Source organism: Pseudomonas sp. AFG_SD02_1510_Pfu_092 (assembly GCF_003331055.1).
Taxonomy (GTDB): Bacteria; Pseudomonadota; Gammaproteobacteria; order Pseudomonadales; family Pseudomonadaceae; genus Aquipseudomonas.
Window position 1 is genome coordinate 25,335 of the sequence record NZ_PUQD01000041.1, and the last position, 21,538, is coordinate 46,872.

The 21,538-nt window shown below is 63.0% G+C and carries 18 protein-coding genes; 9 read left to right on the plus strand and 9 right to left on the minus strand.

Annotation, left to right across the window (positions count from 1 at the left end; genetic code table 11):
• Window positions 1–4: 4 nt before the first annotated feature.
• The 7 genes from algG to yaaA all read right to left on the minus strand — a co-directional run bounded on the left by algG (window position 5) and on the right by yaaA (window position 10,239).
• A complete protein-coding gene (gene algG, locus C6A77_RS17180; RefSeq protein WP_114170538.1) occupies window positions 5–1,564 on the minus strand; it encodes a mannuronan 5-epimerase AlgG in 1,560 nt (519 codons plus the stop codon).
• A gap of 22 nt (window positions 1,565–1,586) precedes the next feature.
• The gene (locus tag C6A77_RS17185) at window positions 1,587–3,065 is read right to left on the minus strand and encodes an alginate export family protein (protein ID WP_114170539.1); all 1,479 of its coding nucleotides are present in this window, start codon (window positions 3,063–3,065) and stop codon (window positions 1,587–1,589) included.
• A complete protein-coding gene (algK, locus tag C6A77_RS17190; RefSeq protein WP_114170552.1) occupies window positions 3,062–4,501 on the minus strand; it encodes an alginate biosynthesis TPR repeat lipoprotein AlgK in 1,440 nt (479 codons plus the stop codon). Before algK ends, C6A77_RS17185 begins: the two co-directional genes overlap by 4 nt.
• A gap of 51 nt (window positions 4,502–4,552) precedes the next feature.
• Window positions 4,553–5,719 (minus strand): alginate biosynthesis protein Alg44, encoded by a 1,167-nt coding sequence (locus C6A77_RS17195; protein ID WP_114170540.1) that lies wholly within the window; start codon window positions 5,717–5,719, stop codon window positions 4,553–4,555.
• A gap of 36 nt (window positions 5,720–5,755) precedes the next feature.
• Window positions 5,756–7,237, minus strand: coding sequence for a glycosyltransferase family 2 protein (locus tag C6A77_RS17205; RefSeq protein ID WP_114170541.1), 1,482 nt, complete (start codon window positions 7,235–7,237; stop codon window positions 5,756–5,758).
• Between the two features lie 73 nt (window positions 7,238–7,310).
• A complete protein-coding gene (locus C6A77_RS17210) occupies window positions 7,311–8,627 on the minus strand; it encodes a UDP-glucose/GDP-mannose dehydrogenase family protein (RefSeq protein WP_114170542.1) in 1,317 nt (438 codons plus the stop codon).
• An 832-nt stretch (window positions 8,628–9,459) separates the two neighbouring features.
• The gene (gene yaaA, locus C6A77_RS17215; protein ID WP_114170543.1) at window positions 9,460–10,239 is read right to left on the minus strand and encodes a peroxide stress protein YaaA; all 780 of its coding nucleotides are present in this window, start codon (window positions 10,237–10,239) and stop codon (window positions 9,460–9,462) included.
• Between the two features lie 136 nt (window positions 10,240–10,375).
• Here yaaA and C6A77_RS17220 point away from each other — a divergent pair, with 136 nt between their 5' ends.
• The 5 genes from C6A77_RS17220 to moaE all read left to right on the plus strand — a co-directional run bounded on the left by C6A77_RS17220 (window position 10,376) and on the right by moaE (window position 14,522).
• On the plus strand, window positions 10,376–11,503 hold the full coding sequence (locus C6A77_RS17220; protein WP_114170544.1) for a polysaccharide deacetylase family protein: 1,128 nt from the start codon (window positions 10,376–10,378) through the stop codon (window positions 11,501–11,503).
• A gap of 281 nt (window positions 11,504–11,784) precedes the next feature.
• A complete protein-coding gene (locus C6A77_RS17225) occupies window positions 11,785–13,179 on the plus strand; it encodes a PhoH family protein (protein ID WP_114170545.1) in 1,395 nt (464 codons plus the stop codon).
• A gap of 178 nt (window positions 13,180–13,357) precedes the next feature.
• The gene (gene moaC, locus C6A77_RS17230) at window positions 13,358–13,828 is read left to right on the plus strand and encodes a cyclic pyranopterin monophosphate synthase MoaC (protein WP_085692187.1); all 471 of its coding nucleotides are present in this window, start codon (window positions 13,358–13,360) and stop codon (window positions 13,826–13,828) included.
• Complete coding sequence (moaD, locus tag C6A77_RS17235; RefSeq protein ID WP_114170546.1) at window positions 13,828–14,073, plus strand: molybdopterin converting factor subunit 1; 246 nt, start codon at window positions 13,828–13,830, stop codon at window positions 14,071–14,073. The genes moaC and moaD overlap by 1 nt, the downstream gene beginning before the upstream one ends.
• A gap of 2 nt (window positions 14,074–14,075) precedes the next feature.
• Complete coding sequence (gene moaE, locus C6A77_RS17240; protein ID WP_114170547.1) at window positions 14,076–14,522, plus strand: molybdopterin synthase catalytic subunit MoaE; 447 nt, start codon at window positions 14,076–14,078, stop codon at window positions 14,520–14,522.
• 128 nt (window positions 14,523–14,650) lie between these two features.
• Here moaE and rhlB read toward each other — a convergent pair whose 3' ends face one another.
• Window positions 14,651–16,108, minus strand: a complete 1,458-nt coding sequence (gene rhlB / locus C6A77_RS17250) for an ATP-dependent RNA helicase RhlB (RefSeq protein WP_114170548.1) — start codon at window positions 16,106–16,108, stop codon at window positions 14,651–14,653.
• A 101-nt stretch (window positions 16,109–16,209) separates the two neighbouring features.
• Complete coding sequence (locus C6A77_RS17255; protein ID WP_114170549.1) at window positions 16,210–16,866, minus strand: alpha/beta fold hydrolase; 657 nt, start codon at window positions 16,864–16,866, stop codon at window positions 16,210–16,212.
• A 332-nt stretch (window positions 16,867–17,198) separates the two neighbouring features.
• Here C6A77_RS17255 and C6A77_RS17260 point away from each other — a divergent pair, with 332 nt between their 5' ends.
• From C6A77_RS17260 to C6A77_RS17275, 4 genes are all read left to right on the plus strand, one after another.
• Complete coding sequence (locus C6A77_RS17260) at window positions 17,199–18,227, plus strand: amino acid ABC transporter substrate-binding protein (protein ID WP_015271736.1); 1,029 nt, start codon at window positions 17,199–17,201, stop codon at window positions 18,225–18,227.
• Window positions 18,228–18,293: 66 nt separating this feature from the next.
• Window positions 18,294–19,472, plus strand: a complete 1,179-nt coding sequence (locus C6A77_RS17265) for an amino acid ABC transporter permease (RefSeq protein WP_114170550.1) — start codon at window positions 18,294–18,296, stop codon at window positions 19,470–19,472.
• A gap of 10 nt (window positions 19,473–19,482) precedes the next feature.
• Window positions 19,483–20,580, plus strand: coding sequence for an amino acid ABC transporter permease (locus C6A77_RS17270; protein ID WP_114170551.1), 1,098 nt, complete (start codon window positions 19,483–19,485; stop codon window positions 20,578–20,580).
• 10 nt (window positions 20,581–20,590) lie between these two features.
• On the plus strand, window positions 20,591–21,355 hold the full coding sequence (locus tag C6A77_RS17275; RefSeq protein ID WP_003251792.1) for an amino acid ABC transporter ATP-binding protein: 765 nt from the start codon (window positions 20,591–20,593) through the stop codon (window positions 21,353–21,355).
• Window positions 21,356–21,538: the final 183 nt, after the last annotated feature.

A 21,538-nucleotide genomic window follows, 5' to 3' on the forward strand; every position in this document is an offset into this window, starting at 1 on the left:
TTCCTTAATCGATCATTTCGGTCTGGCGTTCGACCGGGTCGATCAGCACAGCCTTTTGCTGGCGTACCAGCAGGTCGAGGATTTCGTCCTGGCGTTCGCCCAGTACGCCGTTGAGGCTGATGCCGCTGGCTTTGCGCGGGGCGAGCATGGACACCTTGTACAGTTCGACCGACAGCGGCGAGTCGATCGACAGCGGGCCGGAACCGTTGGCGGCCAGTTCGCCGCCAACCACGATCAGCGACACTTTGGTGTCGAACGGGTCGAGGGCGATGTCGCGGTCGGTGTCGGACAGGTCCTTGATGTGGCCGTACACACCCACCAGGCCGTTGGCCATGGCGACGTTTTCGTACAGGCGAATGTTCACGCTGTTACGCACGCGGATGCCGTGGCGGCGGTTGTTGATCAGCTTGTTGCCCCAGATCAGGTTGTCGCCGCTTTCGTATAGGGTGATGCCGTCGGTGTGGTTGCGGTAGATCTCGTTGTAGGCGATCAGGTTGTTGACGCTGTTACGGTCGATCACCACGCCCGAGAGCTTGTTGTCGAAGCTCTTGTTGTTGATGATCCAGCTGTCGTTGACCTCACGCGAGACGATGATGCCGTGCTTCTTCTTGGTGCCGTAGACCGTGTTGCCGGCGATGATCAGCCGGTGCGAGCGGTCGTGCGGGTCGATGCCGTAGACGATGTTGTCGCGGTAGGTGCTGTCCTTGACCACGAAATCGGAGGTCTCGTAGCAGTAGAAGCCGTACCACATGTCGCTGAACTCCGAGCCGATGATCCAGCCGGTGGGTTCGGCACGGCCCATGCGCTTGGCCATGTTCGGCGTGTACTGCGAGATGCTCACGCCGTACGACTTGGACTTGGCATAGCCGAAGCTGGCCATCTTGGTATTGACGATGTAGGTCTCGGTACCGCCCCACGACAGCAGGAACGGGCGGAATTCCTTGGGCGAGCGGAAGGTCGCCGGGCCGTTGTCCTTTTCGCGCCAGCCGGTCACCTGGGTATCGGTGACGAACAGCTTGCCGTCGTTGACCAGGAACGAACCGCCTTCCTGCGACAGGCGCAGCTGTTTGACCTTGCCGTCGATCTCGAGGATGCCCTTCTGCCCGACCACGATCGGCAGGCGCGCCAGGTACACGCCCGGCTGCACTTCGCTGAGGTACTGTTTAGGCACCTTCTTGCTCAGCTCGACCAGGTCGATATGGCCGTCGTCGACGAAGATCGCCTGCGGAATGCCATGCTGGCGCTGGACCCATTCGGCCGCCTTGTTGTCGCCGCCGACGAATTCCTTGAGGGTGTCCTCCTGGAACATGCGGCGCACGCTGACCTTGCCCTTGTGGCGGCGGTCGATCTTCTTCTGCACCGCCTCGGCGGTATAGCCGGTCAGGTCGGGCAGCTTCGGCGGGTCCATGTGCAGCGGTTCGACCGGTGCACTGGAAACCGTATAGGTCTTGGCCTGCTGCAGCTCCTTGGCAATCGTCGTCGGCTCGGCGGCGACGGCCAGGCCTGCGGCCAGCAGCAAAGCGCTGGCCAGGAGGCTGTGACGTAGGTGCGGGTGAAGGTTCATAACGGTAAGTCCCCTACCGGCCTCAGAAGCGCCAGATCACATCGACGAAGGCACGGTGCATGTACGAGTCCGCTTCCTTGCCGTAGGCGTCGCCCGGCTTGAACACGCCGGCACGCAGGCGTACCAGGGCGGACGGTTCGTCGATGGCCTGGCTCATCGACGCGGGCAGCAGGCCTTGCTTGAAGTACTTGGTCACGACCACGTCCATTTCCTGGCCGAGGTCTTTTTCGCCATCGACCAGCGGGCGGTTGACGCCGTTGTCGTTGACCACCGCGTTGATGCCGCTGGAACCGATGTTCTGGTTACCGTCGACACGCCAGAACTTGTGGTAGATGAAGCTGGCGTCGTAGTCGTCGCGCAGCTGCCAGGAGGCGAACAGGGTGGCGGCCTGCAGATTGCCCAGCTCGCCACGGAAGGCTTCACCGAAGCGGTGCACGCGCGAACGGGTACCGGTGTAGTTGGAGCGGTTGCTCTCCAGGCCGGTCTGCTCGTAGTTGCTCGAACCGTCATCGCCACCGCCGCCGCTGCCACGGGCGTAGGCCGCGCCGACCTGCCACTGCGGGTCGAGGCGCAGGCGGATACCGAGGTCGGTGGCCCAGGCGTTGACGTCACCGCTTTGCTTTCCGGTGGCTACGGTTTCATCACCGACCACCTGGCTGCTGAGGGTATCGCGGTCACCGGTCAGCCAGGTGACGCTGCCCCAGTAATTGACGGTGTGATCGTTGCGCCAGTTGTAGGCGTCGCTGTTGGCTTCCAGGCCCAGCCAGGTGAGGTCGCCGGTGCGGGTCTTGTCCAGCGCATCGACGGTTTCGCCGGGGTTTTTCAGGCTGCCGCTGTCGTGGCTGTGGTGGGCGCGTACGCCGACCCAGTGGCCAGGGGTCCACTGCGTGGCGACGTTGCCGTAGAGGTGCGTGCGGTCCTTGTCTTCCGGGGCCAGCTCGGTGAGGTCGGTGCGGTATTCGCTGAAGCGCTGGGCCACGCCCAGGTCGGCCTTGAGCAGGGTGGTGTCGAAGGTCCAGTTCAGCGCTTCGATGTTGGTGTCACGCCACATGCCATCGTCGCTGCGCAGGCGCTGGCGACCGAAGCGCAACTGCTCGCCGGGGTAGGCGGTAAGGCCGCTGTAGCCGACCCAGAATTCGCGCATGGCCAGGTAGCTCTTGTCCTGCTCGCGGCCGTCGGCGGCGGTGTCGGTGGTGGTGCCGTCGTCGTTCTGGCGCAGGGTGTCGGTTTCGATGGTGTCGGTGGCGGTGACCGCCTGGCCCATGGCATAGGCGCTCCAGTTGCCACGCTCGCCATACACCCAGGGGCGCAGGTCGAGGCCCAGGCCGCTGACGTCGCCGCCCGAGCGGGTACCCAGGTCACGGTCGTCTTCCGACTGGCCGGTGATTTTCACATCCAGGCCGAAGTTCTTTTCAGCGGTCATTTCCGCCAGGGTCGGGCAGGACCACAGCAGGGCGAAGCTCAGGCCGATGCCGGCTTTCACGAAGGGATTGAGCGTCATAGCGAGTCCTCACCGGTTACTTCTTGTTCGTCGTCTTGCAGGGCTTCGATGGCCAGGGTGCTGTTGGCGCCCTGGCTCATGCTGCCGCGGGCCTGCTTCTCTTGGGCGAGCAGGGTTTGCGCCTGGCTGCGCTGGTCAGGCGTGAGTTGCTGGTCGAGTTGCTGCAGCAGTTCTGCGGACTGCGGCGACGGGTTGACCTGGGCCAGCTGGGCGAATACCCAGGCGTTGCCCGGTTGCGGGCGAATGCCGTGGCCTTCGCTGAACAGCTGGGCCAGGGCGTAGTCGGCGCTGTTCTGCCCGCCACGGGCGGCGGCCAGCAGGTGGTCGACGGCCTTCTGCGGCTCGACGTTGCCCAGGTAGCCGCGGCGGTACAGCTGGCCCAGGTAGTAATGGGCGCTGACTTCGCCGGCGTCGGCGGCGGCCTGCAGGTGTTGCTCGGCTTTCAGCGCATCCGCAGGCAGGGTCTTGCCTTCGTAGTACAGGCGGCCGAGCAACAGTTCGGCGCGTGGCTGTTCGGCTTCGCGGCCCTTGTCGATGTAGGCCATCAGCTGGTCGGTGTCGCCCAGTTCGGGGAAGTCGTAGACCAGCTGCGCCAGGCTGACCCAGGATGCCGGGTTGGCCGGGGCCACCTGCTCGAGCAGGTCCTTGGCGGTTTTCTCGTCGGTCTGGCCGAGGCTGCGGTCAGCCAGCACCCGGGCTACGCTGTCGACCCGGCTGGCCGGCACCGCGCCACGGGCGTAGGCGGCCTTGAGCTGGTCGAGCAGGGCAGCCTGCTGGTCGGCCTGGCCACGCTTCTGGTACACGGTGGCCAGTTCGACGTAGCAGATGTCGGTGCTGTTCAGTGCGGCCTTGCAGATGGTTTCCACATCGCTCAGGTGTTGGTCGTAGGTGCCCTGGGTGCGGTACAGCAGCACCTGGGCCAGGCCCGCTTCCGGGTTGCCGGCAGCGCGCCACTGGTCGATCTGTTGCTGCGCGTTGACCTTGGGGAAGCTCTGCGGGTAGCTCAGGTAGAGCATCGCCAGCGGAATCAGGGTGTTGCTTTCGCCCTGACGCGCGGCCTGCTTGAGCAGGGTCTCGGCTTCTTCGCGCTCGGCCTGGGTGCTGTCGGGCTTGGCCACCAGCAGGCGGCCAAGGCGCGCCTGGGCACGCGGCGAAGTGGCCGCCGCGGCGCGGTAGGTGGCCTCGGCTTCCTTGATTTTCGCCGGGTCGCGGGTGGCGACCTTGATATCGGCCAGGCCCACTTGCGCTTCGCTGTAGCCCAGGTCGGCCAACGCCTTGTAGTTGCGCTCGGCCAATGCCGTGTCACCGCGCTTCATGGCTTCGTTGGCCAGGCGCTGGTCAGGCAGGCCGGCACAGCCGGCCAATGCGATGGCCATGGCCAGGCCACACAGGCCCAGGTTCACGCGCAGTGCTCCTGCTGGCTTCTTCGCGGGCATGCCCGCTCCCACAGGGTAGGTGTTGGTATCAGAGATCATCGTCCGACCCTCTTACAGCCCACGGGCCATGGCTTTGTCGATCAGCCAGTCCAGCGATGGGCCACGGTCGCTGTTGACCGAAGCCGGGCGGCCGGCAAGTTCGGCAGGCATCGCGCTGTCTGGCTTGATCTGCACGCGGATGTCGGCAGCCAGGTCTTCGCTGTTGAGGCTGGCGCTGCTGACGATCTGGCCGGTGCGCACTTCGTCTTCGCCGGCGACCTGGAAGTTGACCCGGGTACCTGGCTTGACCTCGTCGAACTGGCGGTAGCTGAAGCGTGCCTCGACCATCGGGTTGGTGGTGCGCGGGATCAGCTGGAAGATCGGCTGGCCCTTGGCGGCGTATTGGCCGTTGTCCACCAGCTGGCGGGCAACCACGCAGTCACACGGGCTGGTGAGGGTGCCGGACAGCTGCTTGCCGAACAGTTCTTCGATCTTCGCCGGCTCCAGCTGGGCGTCTTCCAGGTTGCCCTTGAGCATGTCCAGCATGCTGGTGGTGAAACTGGCCAGTGGCGCGCCCTTGGCGATCTGCCCACCGCTTTCGACCAGGCTGTTGACGGTGCCGTCGCGCGGCATGGTGACGTTGGTGGTGGGTACCGCGACCACGCCGGCTTCGGCATGGCTGACGAAGTACATGCCGTACAGCGACTTGGCGATGAAGCCGAAGGCAGCGACGCCGACCACGAACACGCCGAGGGTGACGGTAACCGCCTTGAGGCGACCGAAGGCGCTCAGGCCGGAACCGCCGTCCTTCTGTTTGCGCGCCTTGGTGAAGTTGTCGCGCTGCAGGGTGCTGAGCACGTCGCCAACGCTGATCAGCTCACCCGACAGGTGCGAGGTGATGATGTGGCGCAGGGTGGCGATGTCGCGTGGTTCGAGGTTCTGGAACTGCGCGCCGGTACGGCCGCTGTCCGGGTTGAACGAGCGCACCTGGAACTCGATGTCCATCGACAGGCCGAGGTTGTCGACCGTGAACTGCAGCCGCCCGCGCAGCACTTCGCCGGCCGACAGGGGTTGCTTGGTATGGAAGCTCAGGCCACCGGCGGAGAGGTCGTCGACCTTCACATCATGGGCCTGGCGCTGGGCATCCAGGAACCGCAGCTTGGCGGGGATGCGTACCCGTGCATGCTGGCGCTGGGCTTCGGACTCATGCACGACGTTGACGTTCACGGCGGTATTCATGTGGTTTGTTCCTGTTAGTTCCGATCCGGGTTGGGCTCACACGACCATGAACAGCACAGCAACGAAGATGCTGGCAGCCGAGAAGGTCATGGTCCGCGAGGACCAGGTGTTGAACCATTGTTGAAAGCTGGCGAGGTCACGCTTGAGGGCAGTGGGCTGACGCGTCCAGGACTGCTTGTCGAGGCGGAAGAACACGTAGATCTTCATCAGCGCGCCGACGATCTGGTTGTAATAGAGAATCAACGGGTAGGCCGGGCCTACGCTGTGGCCGGAGCACAGCAGCATGATGGTGAGGATCAGGCGGGTGATGCCGATCCACAGCAGGTACACCAGCAGGAAGCCGAGGCCGAACTTGAGGCTGGCGATCACCGCCACGGTCAGGCCCAGCAGGCTGGTCCACATCGACACGCGCTGGTCGAACAGCACGACGCTGGTGAACAGACCCAGGCGGCGCAGGCCCAGACCCAGTGCGCGGGAGTTTTGCCGCAGGTTGTTGCCGTACCAGCGGTACATCAGCTTGCGGCTGGCCTTGAGGAAGCTCTTCTCCGGCGGGTGCTCGACCGTGTTGATGGCGGCGTCCGGCACGTAGAAGGTGTCGTAGCCAAGGCGCATCAGGCTGAACCAGCTGGACTTGTCGTCGCCGGTGAGGAACTTGAAGCGGCCCAGGCGCCAGTGCATCAACGAGTCGCTTTCGACGTCGGCGATGAACTCGGGGTTGGTCACCACGCTGGCGCGGAACATCGACATGCGCCCGGTCATGGTCAGCACCCGCTTGGACAGGGCCATCGAGCACATGTTGATGTGGCGCTGGGCGAAGCGCAGCTTGTGCCACTCGCTCATGATGTAGCCGCCGCGCACTTCGCAGAACTCGTTGGTGGTCAGGCCGCCGACGTTGGGGAACAGCTTGAACCACGGCACGGTCTTGCGCACCACGCCATCGGCCAGCACGGTATCGCCGTCGATCACCGCCACCACGGCGTTTTCGTCCGGCAGCATGCGCGAGATGGCGCGGAAGCCGTAGGCCAGGCCGTCACGCTTGCCGGTACCGGCGATGCGCACGATGTCCAGCTTTACATGGGCTGGCGGGTTGTACTTGGCCCACAGGCTTTTCACCAGCAGTTCGTCCGACATCTCCACCAGCGAGCAGACCACGGTGGTGGGGAAACCACAGTTGATCGCCTCGCGGATCACCGAGCTGTACACCTGGGCAGTGGTCAGCGCTTCGATACGGAAGCTGGTGACCATCAGGTACACGTGCGACGGGTCGGCGGCGTCGCCCATTTTCTGCACCTTGCGGCGCAGGTACGGGTACACGCCGTAGAGGAAGATCATGCCGCGGATGAAATGGGTGGCGCCCATGGAATAGCGCCAGATGCCGACTGCGCCGACCAGGAAGATGAAGTGCTTCGACTGCGAGTCGAAGATATCGGCTGGCAGGGCCAGGGCGATCAGCATGAGCAGACTCACGTAGAGCAGCCACCCGGCGCACTGCAACAGCACTGTCTGGAGCCTTTGCATGTTCAGCATCCGTCGAGAATTCGGGAAAAGGTGGGCAGCGGCGTTGGGGAGCCGCCGCTGCCCGGCCAGGCACTTACCAGCAGATGCCTTCGGTACGGCTGGTGGTGCAGGTCGGTTTGTTCATGAAGCCGACCAGGTCGATCACGTGCTTGCCGGCCGGCGCTTGCTGGGCCAGGGCACGGAACTGCTCGTCACGGTTGCCGAGGACGATGATGTCGGCGTTGTCGATCACCTTCTGGAAGTCGGCGTTGAGCAGCGACGACACGTGCGGGATCTTCGACTCGATGTAGTCCTTGTTGGCGCCGTGAACGCGGGCGTACTGGACGTTCTCGTCGTAGATGTCCAGCTGGTAGCCCTTGCCGATCAGGCGCTCGGCCAGTTCCACCAGCGGGCTTTCACGCAGGTCGTCGGTGCCGGCCTTGAAGCTCAGGCCGAGCAGGGCGACCTTGCGCTTGTCGTGGGCTTCGATCAGCTCGAAGGCGTTCTGCACCTGCGATTCGTTGCTGCGCATCAGCGAGTCGAGCAGCGGGGCGCGGACATCGAGGCTGGCGGCGCGGTAGGTGAGGGCGCGCACGTCCTTTGGCAGGCACGAGCCGCCGAAGGCGAAGCCAGGGCGCATGTAGTACTGGGACAGGTTCAGCACCTTGTCCTGGCAGACCACGTCCATCACGTCACGGCCATCCACGCCTACGGCTTTGGCGATGTTGCCGATTTCGTTGGCGAAGGTGACCTTGGTGGCGTGCCACACGTTGCAGGTGTACTTGATCATCTCGGCCACTTCGATCGGCTTGCGGATGATCGGCGCGTCGAGTTCTTCGTACAGGGCCTGCAGGATGTCGCCGCTGGCGGTGTCCAGTTCGCCGATGACGGTCATCGGTGGCTGGTCGTAGTCCTTGATCGCGGTGCTTTCGCGGAGGAATTCCGGGTTGACCGCGACACCGAAGTCGACGCCGGCCTTTTTGCCCGAGCAGTCTTCGAGGATCGGGATCACTACGTTCTTCACGGTGCCCGGCAGCACGGTGCTGCGCACCACGATGGTGTGGCGGCGCTCGCTGTCACGCAGCACGTAGCCGATTTCGCGGCACACCGACTCGATGTACTCCAGGCCCAGGTCGCCGTTTTTCTTGCTTGGGGTACCCACGCAGATCATCGACACGTCGCTGGCACGGATGGCTTCGGCGAAATCGGTAGTACCGCGCAGGCGGCCATTGGCGATGCCTTGTTGCAGCAGTGCTTCCAGGCCAGGTTCGACGATGGGCGACTTGCCCTGATTGATCAGGTCGATCTTGGTGCTGGACACGTCCACACCGATCACTTCATGGCCTCGCGCCGTCAGGCAGCCTGCACAGACTGCACCCACATAACCCAAACCAAAGATGCTGATACGCATCGCTATCACCTCATGTGTTTATCACGTCGGCCTCTGCGAAGAGCGCCGGACTGGGTTGATTAACAACAGTTTTCGGGCGCACGGATCCGTGGCGAATGCACACTTCGCCGAGCGCAGGCAAAATAAATCCGGAACGCAAAAAGTTATGCGCTCAAATGTGGCAGTAAAAAGCCATTAATTAAAAAACGTGCCCTGGAATGCAGCCGTCTTTATTGCAATGCGCTACGTGGCGCGTTGCTGTGCTTGTTCTTTCAAGTGGAAAAATCCTTTGAAATCAACCACTAGGACGAATTGTAAGGACGCGCTTCTCCTGCTTGGACAGGGGGCTTCGGGGGTTCCCGTGATACCTGTCTAGTTATATCGAGGCAGGCAGTGGATACCTGCTGTCATCTGTAAGTCATTTCTCACAACCCGGGGGCGGGAAAATCGTTACGGCACTATGAGCGATCCGTCGTAGCAGAAGTTCCTGGGTGGTTCGACGCGGATGAAAGATTTCTAAATATTTTTTCAGTGGCGGACAGATTTCAATTTGATAGCACACAGGGGTTTCGCCCCGATATATAAAGGGCGAAACTGTTGCGAGATATTTTTGTGCCAGCATCGAAAAAAATTTTGAAAAATTCGTCAAAAAAGCTACGAACGGTCTTATGGCGTTTGGCTATAAGTACTGATGAGTCGTTTTTTTGGCGTCGAATTAGTGGCGCGATGGCGAAGTGAAGTGTGCCCCGTTGCGGGGCGAGGGCGGGCGTTTTTCGCCCATTCGCGGGCACGCCCGCTCCCACAGGCATTGCACTGGGTGCAATGGTGACTTGAGAGGGCGGGCGTTACAGGCTCACTCGGCAGGGTGATCGCGCAGAAACACCAGGTGATCGGTCTTCGACTGCTCGGCACTGTAGTAGTAGCCCTGCACATCGAACCGCTTGAGTTGCTCCGGGTCGCTGATGCGTTGCTGGATGACGAAGCGGCTCATCATTCCGCGGGCTTTCTTGGCGTAGAAGCTGATGATCTTGTACTGGCCGTTCTTCAGGTCCTTGAAGTCGACATTGATCACCCGGGCTTGCAGCGCACTGCGTTTCACCGCGCTGAAATACTCGTTGCTGGCCAGGTTCAGCAGCACATCATCACCTTGTTCGGCCAGGGCCTGGTTCAGCCATTCGCTGATGCGTGTGCCCCAGAAGGCGTACAGGTCCTTGCCGCGGGCGTTGGCCAGCTTGGTGCCCATTTCCAGGCGGTAGGGTTGCATCAGGTCGAGCGGGCGCAGCAGGCCGTACAGGCCCGAGAGCATGCGCAAGTGGCCCTGGGCGTAACTGAAGTCGTCCTCGGCGAGGCTCTCGGCGTCCAGGCCGGTATAAACGTCACCCTTGAACGCCAGTAGCGCCTGCTTGGCATTGGCCGGGGTGAAATCCGGCGTCCAGCTACCGAAGCGCGCGGCATTCAGGCCGGCGAGCTTGTCGGACAGGTGCATCAGTTCGCTGATCTGCGCCGGCGACAGCTCGCGCAATTGCTGGATCAATTCCTGGGAGTCATCCAGGTACTGGGGGAGGGTAAACCGCTCGGTCACCGGCGGGGTGTCGTAGTCGAGGGTCTTGGCGGGGGAAATCACCGTCAGCATCGGGTCGGCTCCTGGCATCGTTGGCGGGAATTCTACGGGCTGGGCGGTGCAAGTCCAAACTATCGCGACGATAGTCACAGACCCTGCCCGATGCAGGCGCTATAGTGCGCGTTTCGCCGTTGCGGAGCCTTCAACCGTGCGCATTGCTTCTGCCTTGCTGGCCGCTCTGCTGAGCCTGGCCGCGCAAGCCGCCCCATCCCCCCAGGCCAGCCTGGACCGCAGCCTGTGGCCCGAACAGCTGGACAGCCCGGCGCTGTTCGATGTCGCCTCGCGGGCCGAGATCCTTTCATTCGCCCGGGTGCTGCACGAAAGCGAGCTGCTGGACGACGCGGCGCTGGCGGCCAGGCTGGGGCTGCGGCAGATCAACCTGCAGAAGGTGCGCCAGCTGCGCGCGCGCATGTGGCAGCGGTTGTGGGAGGGTTATCAACAGGCGCAACGCAGTTGCGAGCAAGATGCGTCGTTCTGCTACCCGGTCACTACGATGACAGAATTGCGCACCCAGGCGGCGACGTTCGCCACCGATGTCGGCACGTTCTATACAGCCTGGATCGAGCCGAGCCACCAGTTCCATGTGCGCTACCTGGACGAGCAACTGCGCAAGGCCGCTTTGCTGCCACAGACCAGCAGCGAGGTGGAGCGGCTGTCGGCCCGTGAGCGCAATGGCGATGAACTGAACGACCGGGTGTTTCTACTGACCTTCGTTGGCGGGCCTGGGCCGGATGGCGGGGCTACCGACCTGCTGGCCGAGTACCTGCGCCGACAGAAGCTCGCGGGCACGTTCTTCGTGCTCGGCAACCGCCTGCAGCAACGCCGCGACGCCGGTGCGGCGAATGCCTTGCGCCGGCTGTATGGCGGGCAGTGCGTGGGGATTCAGGGGTGGGAGTACCGGTCGCACGCGCAGTGGACAGCCTGGCAGGACTCGCTGCGGCGCAGCCAGGCGCAGGTGCAGGCGGACCTGCCGGAGCACTATGTACCGTTGTTCCGGCCGCCGTACGGCCAGCGTCGGGCCGATGGCGAGGCGTTCATGGCCAGCCAGCAGTTGCGCGTGTCGCTGTGGGATATCGATGCCCAGGATGATGGCGCATTGAGCGCCGAGGCTTCGGCGCAGCGCGTACTGACCTTGATGCTGCTATGGCGCAAGGGGGTGGTGCAGTTCCATGACAGCCAGGCCAAGGCCCAGCCGGCGCTGGAATGGTTGTTGCGCAATACCGCGCAGAGCGGCATCGGCTGGGAAGATTGTCGGGAATATGGATATCGCGAATAGAGGGTGTGACTTCTGACTGTAGTCCCCTCTCGGGCTGTCGCCAAGGCCCCTTCGTCAATCGGAAAAATAAACTTCAAAAAGGCGTAAAAATGCTTTTTTCGGTCATCGTTTTTGCTGTATGAAGAAACCAGACAGCCGATTCCTGCAGCACAGGTGGCGTCATCCAGGCCCCACCTAGCCAGGTTTCCTTCCCGCCCGTAACAACGCGGCCACGGGAGAACGGCAGTCACTCTGCGGCGTAACAGACCACGCCGTGTGGCTTCGACATAAGGTGACCGAGTATGGATGACCAAGGACGCAACCCTTCCTCCAGCAAGCCTATCCTGTATGTGCTCGATACCAACGTCCTGATTCACGACCCCAACGCGTTACTCAACTTCGAGGAGCACCACGTCGCCATCCCGATGACGGTGCTGGAGGAACTCGACAAACTCAAGGCCGGCAAGCAGAGCATCGCCGCCGAATGCCGCCAGGCCATCCGCCTGATCGACCAGACCCTCGGTGATGCCTCGCCCAGCGACGTCGAGCAGGGCGTGCCGATCCAGCGTGGCAAAAGCGGGCCCAAGGGCTTCCTGTCCATCCTGATGACCCCGCGCAACGAGCCGAACAAGCTGCTGCCGGAAAACCTCAACGACAACATCATCATCAACCAGCTGCTGGAAGTCCGGGCCCGGCGCACCGACCTGGATGTGGTGCTGGTCACCAAAGACATCAACATGCGCCTGAAGGCGCGCGCCTGTGGCATCGCCGCCGAGGACTACAGCACGGACCAACTGGTCGATGACGTGTCCTTGCTGTCCAAGGGCTATCACTCCGTCAGTGGCTCGTTCTGGGACCGGGTGAGCAAGGTCGATACCCGTCAGGAGCGTGGCCGCACCTGGCACCGGGTGCAGCTGACCGACAACCTGCCGGCGGTGCATGTCAACGAGTTCATCATCGACGAGCAGGGCTTCGTCGGCTGGATCAAGGGCATCCGCAACGATGAACTGCTGTTGCTCGACCTGCACCAGGAGCCGCTGCTGCACCAGGAGGCCTGGGGCCTGAAGCCACGGGACATCCACCAGAGCCTGGCGCTGTTCGCCCTGCTCGACCCGGATATCCACCTGGTCAACCTGACCGGCGCCGCCGGTTCCGGCAAGACCATCCTGGCCCTGGCTGCGGCCATCGAACAGACCATGGTCAGCAAGCGCTACCGGCGCATCATCGCCACCCGCAGTGTGCAGGGGCTGGACCAGGAGATCGGCTTCCTGCCGGGTACCGAGGCCGAGAAGATGGAGCCCTGGCTGGGCGCCATCACCGACAACCTCGAAGCCTTGCACATGGATGACGAAAGCACCCACGGCAGCGTCGAGTACATCCTCGAGCGCGTACCGTTGCAGTTCAAGTCGCTGAACTACATCCGCGGCCGCAGCTTCCAGCAGAGCCTGATCCTGATCGACGAGTGCCAGAACCTGACGCCGCACCAGATGAAAACCATCATCACCCGTGCCGGCTCCGGGTCCAAGGTGGTCTGCCTGGGTAACCTGGCGCAGATCGACACCCCCTACCTGTCCGCGACCAGCTCGGGCCTGACCTACCTGACCGAGCGCTTCAAGGACTTCCCCCATGGCGTGCACATCACCCTGCAGGGCGTGCCCCGCTCGGTGCTGGCCGAGTACGCCGAGTCGCATTTGTAAAGCTATGCAGCCGGGCAGATCACTGCCCGGCCTTTTCGCGGGCACGCCCGCTCCCACAGGTTCTACGCCTGGGTGGGAGCGGGCGAGCCCGCGAAGAGGCCATTCCTGTTGACACATATCGCTGCTCAAACCTGACCCACAGGTTTACACTGCGGGTTCCCTTCACAGGAGCAGAGCAGTGCTGACACATCTTGATTCCCAGGGGCGGGCCAACATGGTCGACGTCACTGAAAAGGCCGTGACCGAGCGCGAGGCCACCGCCGAGGCGCGGGTGCGCATGTTGCCGCAGACCTTGCAGATGATCGTCGACGGTGAGCATCCCAAGGGCGACGTGTTCGCCGTGGCGCGCATTGCCGGGATCCAGGCGGCGAAGAAGACCAGCGACCTGATCCCGCTGTGCCACCCGCTGATGCTGACCAGCGTCAAGGTCGAGCTCAGCGCCGAGGGGCAGGATGCCGTGCGCATCGTCGCCCGCTGCAAACTGGCCGGGCAGACCGGCGTGGAGATGGAAGCGCTGACTGCGGCCAGCGTTGCGGCCCTGACGATCTATGACATGTGCAAGGCTGTGGATAAAGGCATGGTCATCGAGCAGGTGCGCCTGCTGGAGAAACTCGGCGGCAAGAGCGGCCACTACAAGGCGGAGGCGTGATGAAGGTCAAGGTGATGTACTTCGCCCGTTACCGCGAGCTGCTGGGCGTGGATGCGGAGCGGTTGGAGGGCGCGTTCAAGGTGCTCGACGATGTGCGCCAGGCCTTGGTGGCCAAGGGCGGGCAGTATGCGGTACTGGCCGAGCAGAACCTGATGTGCGCGCGCAACGAAGAGCTGTGCAAGCTTGATGAGCCGCTGCAGGACGGTGATGAAGTGGCGTTCTTCCCGCCGGTGACCGGAGGCTGAGCATGGCTGTGCGCGTACAGGAAAGCCCGTTCGACCCGGGTGCCGAGACCAATGCCATGCATGCGGCCAATGTCGGTGTGGGCGCGGTGGTCGGCTTTGTCGGCTATGTGCGGGATTTCAACGACGGCCGTGAAGTGGCCGGAATGTTTCTCGAGCACTATTCGGGCATGACCGAAAAGGCCTTGGCGAAGATCGTGGTCGAGGCCGAGCAGCGCTGGCCGTTACTCAAGGTCGAGGTGTTGCACCGCATCGGGGCGCTGGAACCGGGCGAACCGATCGTCTTCGTCGGGGTGGCCAGTGCCCACCGGCAGGCGGCGTTCGATGCCTGCAACTTCATCATGGACTACCTGAAGACCCGGGCGCCGTTCTGGAAGAAAGAGAATACCCAGGAAGGGCCGCGGTGGGTGGAAGGCAGGCAGAGTGACCAGGATGCTGCAGGGCGCTGGTAGACAGGATACCGATGGCCGGGGCTTTGCCCCGGTTCGCGGGCTTGCCCGCTCCCACAGGTACTGCACAGGTTTCGAAAGCTGTGCAGTACCTGTGGGAGCGGGCAAGCCCGCGAAGAGGCCGGCACAGGTCAGTGGTGCTTGCGCGGCACCGGCTTGAGCAGTTCGTCCGGCGGCATCTCGCACTTGATCTTGCGCCCCAGCAGCGATTCGATCGCCGGCAGCTGATACGAGTCATCCTCCCCGGCAAAGCTGATCGACACACCGCTGGTACCGGCGCGACCGGTACGGCCGATGCGGTGCACGTAGTCGTCCGGGTCTTCCGGCAGGGTGAAGTTGATCACGTGGCTGATGCCATCGATATGGATCCCGCGCCCCGCCACATCGGTGGCCACCAGCACGGTAATACGCCCTTCGCGGAAACTCTCCAGGGTGCGGATACGCTTGTGCTGCGGCACGTCACCCGACAACTGCGCGGCATTGATGCCGTCGCGCACCAGTTTTTCCTCGATGCGTCGCACTTCGTCCTTGCGGTTGGCGAACACCATCACCCGTTCCCATTTGTTCTGGGTCACCAGGTTGTACAGCAGCTTGTACTTGTCGCTGCCGGCCACCGCGTACACATGCTGCTCCACGGTTTCGCTGGCCACGTTCTCCGGCTCGATCTCGACGATGGCCGGGTCGGTGGTCCACTGCTTGGCCAGGTTCATCACATCGTCGGTGAAGGTGGCCGAGAACAGCAGGGTCTGGCGCTCGCTTTTCGGTGGCGTCTGGCGAATGATCTGACGCACTTGCGGGATGAAGCCCATGTCGAGCATGCGGTCGGCTTCGTCCAGCACCATCACCTCGACCATGTCCAGGTGCACCTCGCCGCGCTGGTTGAAGTCCAGCAGGCGGCCTGGGGTGGCCACCAGAATGTCGCAATGGCGCGCTTCCAGGGCCTTGAGCTGCTTGTCGAAGTCCATGCCGCCGACAAAGCTCATCACGTTCAGGCCGGTGTACTTGGTCAGGGCGACGGCGTCCTTGGCGATCTGCACCACCAGCTCGCGGGTGGGCGCGATGATCAGCGCGCGCGGCTCGCCCATGTAGCGCTCCTTGGGCGGCGGCGTCTGCTGCAGCTGGGAAATGATCGAAATCAGGAACGCCGCAGTCTTGCCGGTACCGGTCTGGGCCCGGCCGATGGCGTCCTGACCACGCAGGGTGTAGCCCAGCACCTGCGCCTGGATCGGCGTGCAGTACGGGAAGCCCAGGTCGTGGATGGCGTGCATCAGCTCGTTGGACAGCTTGAAGTCGTGGAAGCGGGTCTTGCCTTCCTGCGGCTCGACCACAAAGTCTTCCGGTTTCCACAGGCTGGCCTGCGGCTTGGGCTTGCGCTCGCGACGTGGTTTGTCCTTGGCCGGCTTTTCAGCGGCTGGCGCAACGGCGACAGGTTGTTCAGCCTTGGCGGCGGGGGTGGCGCGCGGGGCGGCCGGCTGGGCTGCAGCCCGGGCCTCGCTGGCGGGCGCCGGCGGCGTCACGCTGGCAGCAGGAGCGGCGGCCTGAGGCGCGGCGTCTCCCTTGCCGAATATTTTCTTGAGTGCCTTGAGCACGGTCGTCTCATCAACTGGTTAAGGAATGTACGCCGGGCAGTGTAATGCAAGATTCAGGTGCGGCGTAGTGGAATAGCCTTACAACTACAGGCGGCTGTGGCTTATTGCAGTTGGTCGGCCAGCCAGTGGTGGATGTCGTTCAGCTCTTCGACCACCACTTCGTGCTCCATCGGGTATTCGTGCCAGCGGGCGGCCACGCCCCAGCTGTTGAGGTACTCGAAGGCGGTGCGGCCCATCGCCGGGATCACCACCGGGTCATGCACGCCATGCAGGCACAGGGCCGTCGTGCGTTGCTGGCAGGCGCTCAACTGGTGCTGGTCGTTGAAGGTGGGCGCATAGGTGGACAGAGCGATCACCCCACCCAGGGCCTCTTGCCACTTTATATAGGCAGTGTGCAGCACCACCGCGCCACCCTGGGAGAAACCGGCGAGGAAAATCCGCGACAGGCTGATGCCTTTGGCCTGCTCGGCCTTGATCAGGGCAACGACCTGCTCGGCCGACGCTTCAAGCTGCGCTTCGTCGATGGCGCGGGCCGGGGTCATGGCCTTGATGTCGTACCAGCTGGGCATGGCGTAGCCGCCGTTGATGGTCACCGGCCGGGTCGGGGCCTGGGGCATGATGAAGCGGGTACCGAGCAGGCGCTCCTGCATGAATTCGGCAACCGGTAGGAAGTCGTAACGGTCGGCCCCCAGGCCGTGCAACCAGATCACACAGGCATCAGCGGTTTTCTGTGGTTCGAGAATCAGCGGGTTGGTCATGACTGCTCCGAAAGTGTGCGGATCTTGTAATGGCGTGCGTAAAAAGAAGGCGCCGCAAATGATTGTCGGAAAAAGAATGTCGCAACGATACAACTTTCCCTACTTGACGAGCGCTTAAACGCTACAGCCAGCGAAGCTGGTACGCGCTTTGCAATCCAACCAGTGATGCAAAGGGCAGGCCGTGACGGTAACACCCTTTGCACGCGAAGGCTGTCAAAGAACAGTCCATTGCGCCAATTGACCCAATAACAAGCCAATACGGGTCGGATACGCCTCAAAAGGGTGCGGTGCAATTCCGGCTCGATACAACAAGAGCGATTTGGAGGTTGTGAATGAAGATGTTGAAAACCACCCTGGCAGTCCTGACCGCTGCCGCCGCGCTGGGCGCCGTGAGCAATGCCCAGGCCGGCGCCACCCTCGACGCGGTAAAGAAGAAGGGCTTCGTCCAGTGTGGCGTGAGCGACGGTCTTCCAGGCTTCTCGGTACCTGATGCGCAGGGCAAGATCGTCGGTATCGACGCCGATGTGTGCCGCGCCGTGGCCGCCGCCGTGTTCGGCGATGCGACCAAGGTCAAGTTCAGCCAGCTCAACGCCAAGGAACGCTTCACCGCCCTGCAGTCGGGCGAGGTCGATGTGCTGTCGCGCAACACCACCTGGACCAGCTCGCGCGATGCCGGCATGGGCCTGGTATTCGCCGGTGTCACCTACTATGACGGCGTCGGTTTCCTGGTCAACAAGAAGCTGGGCGTATCCAGCGCCAAGGAACTCGATGGCGCGACCATCTGCATCCAGGCCGGCACCACCACCGAGCTGAACGTGTCGGACTTCTTCCGTGCCAATGGCCTGAAATACACCCCGATCACCTTCGATACCTCTGACGAAAGCGCCAAGTCGCTGGAGTCCGGCCGTTGCGACGTGCTGACCTCGGACAAGTCGCAGCTGTTCGCCCAGCGTTCCAAGCTGGCCGCGCCAACCGAGTACGTGGTACTGCCGGAAACCATCTCCAAGGAGCCACTGGGCCCGGTGGTGCGCAAGGGCGACGAGGAGTGGTTCAGCATCGTCAAGTGGACCCTGTTCGCCATGCTCAACGCCGAAGAGGCGGGCATCACCTCGAAGAACGTCGAGGCTGAGGCCAAAGGCACCAAGAACCCGGACGTCGCCCGTCTGCTGGGCGCCGATGGCGAGTACGGCAAGGACCTCAAACTGCCCAAAGACTGGGTAGTGCAGATCGTCAAGCAAGTCGGCAACTACGGCGAAGTGTTCGAGAAGAACCTCGGCCAGGGCACCGACCTGAAGATCGACCGTGGCATGAACGCCCTGTGGAACAACGGCGGCATCCAGTACGCGCCACCTGTGCGCTGATGGCTGCACCTGCGGCGGCATCCCGCCGCCGCAGGCTGTTCGGAACCCTACTTTCCGGGGCACTTCATGCAAAATCGAATCGGCGCACAAAAGGGGTTATCCCTGAGCGATCCACGTGTGCGCGCGTGGCTGTTCCAGATTCTCACGATAGCCTTCGTGGTCGGTCTGGGCTGGTATCTGTTCCATAACACGCAAACCAACCTGCAACACCGGGGCATCACCTCGGGCTTCGACTTCCTCGAGCGCAGTGCCGGCTTCGGCATCGCCCAGCATCTGATCCCCTACGTGGAATCCGACAGCTACGCGCGGGTGTTCGTCATCGGCCTGCTCAACACCCTGCTGGTGACCTTCATCGGCGTGGTGCTGGCGACCATCCTCGGCTTCATCATCGGCGTGGCGCGGCTGTCGCCGAACTGGATGATCAACAAGCTGGCGACGGTGTATGTGGAAACCTTCCGCAACATCCCGCCGCTGTTGCAGATCCTGTTCTGGTACTTCGCCGTGTTCCTGACCCTGCCAGGGCCACGGGGCAGCATCAGCATCGAAGACACCTTCTTCATCAGCAACCGCGGCCTGAACATGCCTGGCGCGACCATGGCCGAGGGCTTCTGGCCGTTCGTCATTGCCCTGGCCCTGGCCCTGCTGGCCATCGTGGCGATGGTGCGGTACGCCAACAAGCGCTTCGACGAAACCGGCGTGCCGTTCCACAAGTTCTGGGTCGGGCTGGCGCTGTTCATTGCCATTCCGGGCGCTTGCGCGCTGCTGTTCGGCACCCCGGTGCACTGGGAAGTGCCGCAATTGAAAGGATTCAATTTCGTCGGTGGCTGGGTACTGATCCCCGAGCTGCTGGCGCTGACCCTGGCGTTGACCATCTATACCGCAGCGTTCATCGCCGAGATCGTGCGTTCCGGTATCCGTTCGGTCAGCCACGGCCAGACCGAGGCCGCGCGCTCGCTGGGCCTGCGCGAGGGACCGACCCTGCGCAAGGTGATCATTCCGCAGGCACTGCGGGTGATCATTCCGCCGCTGACCAGCCAGTACCTGAACCTGGCGAAGAACTCGTCGTTGGCGGCCGGTATCGGCTACCCGGAGATGGTCTCGCTGTTCGCCGGTACCGTGCTCAACCAGACCGGTCAGGCCATCGAGGTGATCGCCATCACCATGAGTGTCTATCTCGCCATCAGCATCAGCATTTCGCTGCTGATGAACTGGTACAACAAGCGCATTGCGCTGATCGAGCGGTGAGGATACGCCTGTGAATGCCCATGTTTTCAAACCCGACATGCCGCCACCGGTAAAAACCGTCGGCGTGCTCGCATGGATGCGTGCCAATCTGTTCTCCAGCTGGCTCAACACGCTGCTGACCCTGTTTGCCATTTATCTGGTGTGGCTGATCGTGCCACCGTTGCTGCAGTGGGCGTTGCTTGATGCCAACTGGGTCGGCACCACGCGCGCCGACTGCACCAAGGAAGGCGCCTGCTGGGTGTTCGTGCAGCAGCGCTTCGGCCAGTTCATGTATGGCTATTACCCGGCCGAGCTGCGCTGGCGCGTGGACCTCACCGTGTGGCTCGCCGTGCTTGGCGCCGCACCGCTGTTCATCAAGCGCTTCCCGCGCAAGGCCTTCTACGGCCTGGGCTTCCTGGTGCTGTACCCGGTACTGGCCTATACCCTGCTGCATGGTGGCGTGCTGGGCCTGGAAAGCGTACCGACCAGCCAGTGGGGCGGGCTGATGCTGACCCTGGTGATCGCCACCGTGGGTATCGTCGGCGCCTTGCCACTGGGGATCCTGCTGGCCCTTGGGCGGCGTTCGCGGATGCCGGCGGTGAAGGTGGTCTGCGTGACCTTCATCGAGTTCTGGCGCGGCGTGCCGTTGATCACCGTGCTGTTCATGTCGTCGGTGATGCTGCCGTTGTTCCTGCCCGAAGGCATGAGCTTCGACAAGCTGCTGCGGGCCATGATCGGCGTGATCCTGTTCCAGTCGGCGTACATCGCCGAGGTGGTGCGCGGCGGCCTGCAGGCCATTCCCAAGGGCCAGTACGAAGCAGCCGCGGCCATGGGCCTGGGCTACTGGCGGGCGATGGGCCTGGTGATCCTGCCACAGGCGCTCAAGCTGGTGATCCCCGGCATCGTCAACACCTTCATTGCCCTGTTCAAGGACACCAGCCTGGTGATCATCATCGGCCTGTTCGACCTGCTGAACAGCGTCAAGCAAGCCGCTGCCGACCCGGCCTGGCTGGGTATGGCCACCGAGGGCTACGTGTTCGCCGCCCTGGTGTTCTGGATTTTCTGTTTCGGTATGTCCCGCTACTCCATGCACCTGGAGCGCAAGCTGGACACTGGCCACAAGCGTTAGGAGTTTCGAAATGAGTGAAGCGATCAAGCAGCCTGCCGGCCCCGAAGGCATCATCCAGATGCAGGGCGTGAACAAGTGGTACGGCCAGTTCCATGTGCTCAAGGACATCAACCTGAACGTGCGCCAGGGCGAGCGCATCGTGCTGTGCGGGCCGTCCGGCTCGGGCAAGTCCACTACCATCCGTTGCCTCAACCGTCTGGAGGAACATCAGCAGGGGCGCATCGTCGTCGACGGCGTGGAACTGACCAACGACCTCAAGCAGATCGAGGCCATCCGCCGCGAAGTGGGCATGGTGTTCCAGCACTTCAACCTGTTCCCGCACTTGAGCATCCTGGAGAACTGCACTTTGGCGCCGATGTGGGTGCGCAAGATGCCGCGGCGCAAGGCCGAGGAAATCGCCATGCACTATCTGGAGCGGGTGCGGATTCCGGAGCAGGCGCACAAGTACCCGGGGCAGTTGTCCGGTGGTCAGCAGCAGCGGGTGGCGATTGCCCGCGCGCTGTGCATGAAGCCGAAGATCATGCTGTTCGACGAACCGACCTCGGCGCTGGACCCGGAAATGGTCAAGGAAGTGCTCGATACCATGGTTGGCCTGGCCGAGGATGGCATGACCATGCTCTGCGTGACCCACGAAATGGGCTTTGCCCGGACCGTGGCGAACCGGGTGATCTTCATGGACAAGGGTGAAATCGTCGAGCAGGCGGCCCCGGACGACTTCTTCGACCGGCCGCGCAGTGACCGGACCAAGCTGTTCCTCAGCCAGATCCTGCATTAATGCTGTTGGGGCCGCTTTGCGGCCCATCGCCGGCAAGCCGGCTCCCACAGGGATAGCACCGGCCTCAAGCCTTGTGCAGTACTTGTGGGAGCCAAATCCTGCATTGATGCTGTTGGGGCCGCTTTGCGGCCCATCGCCGGCAAGCCGGCTCCCACAGGGATAGCACCGGCCTCAAGCCTTGTG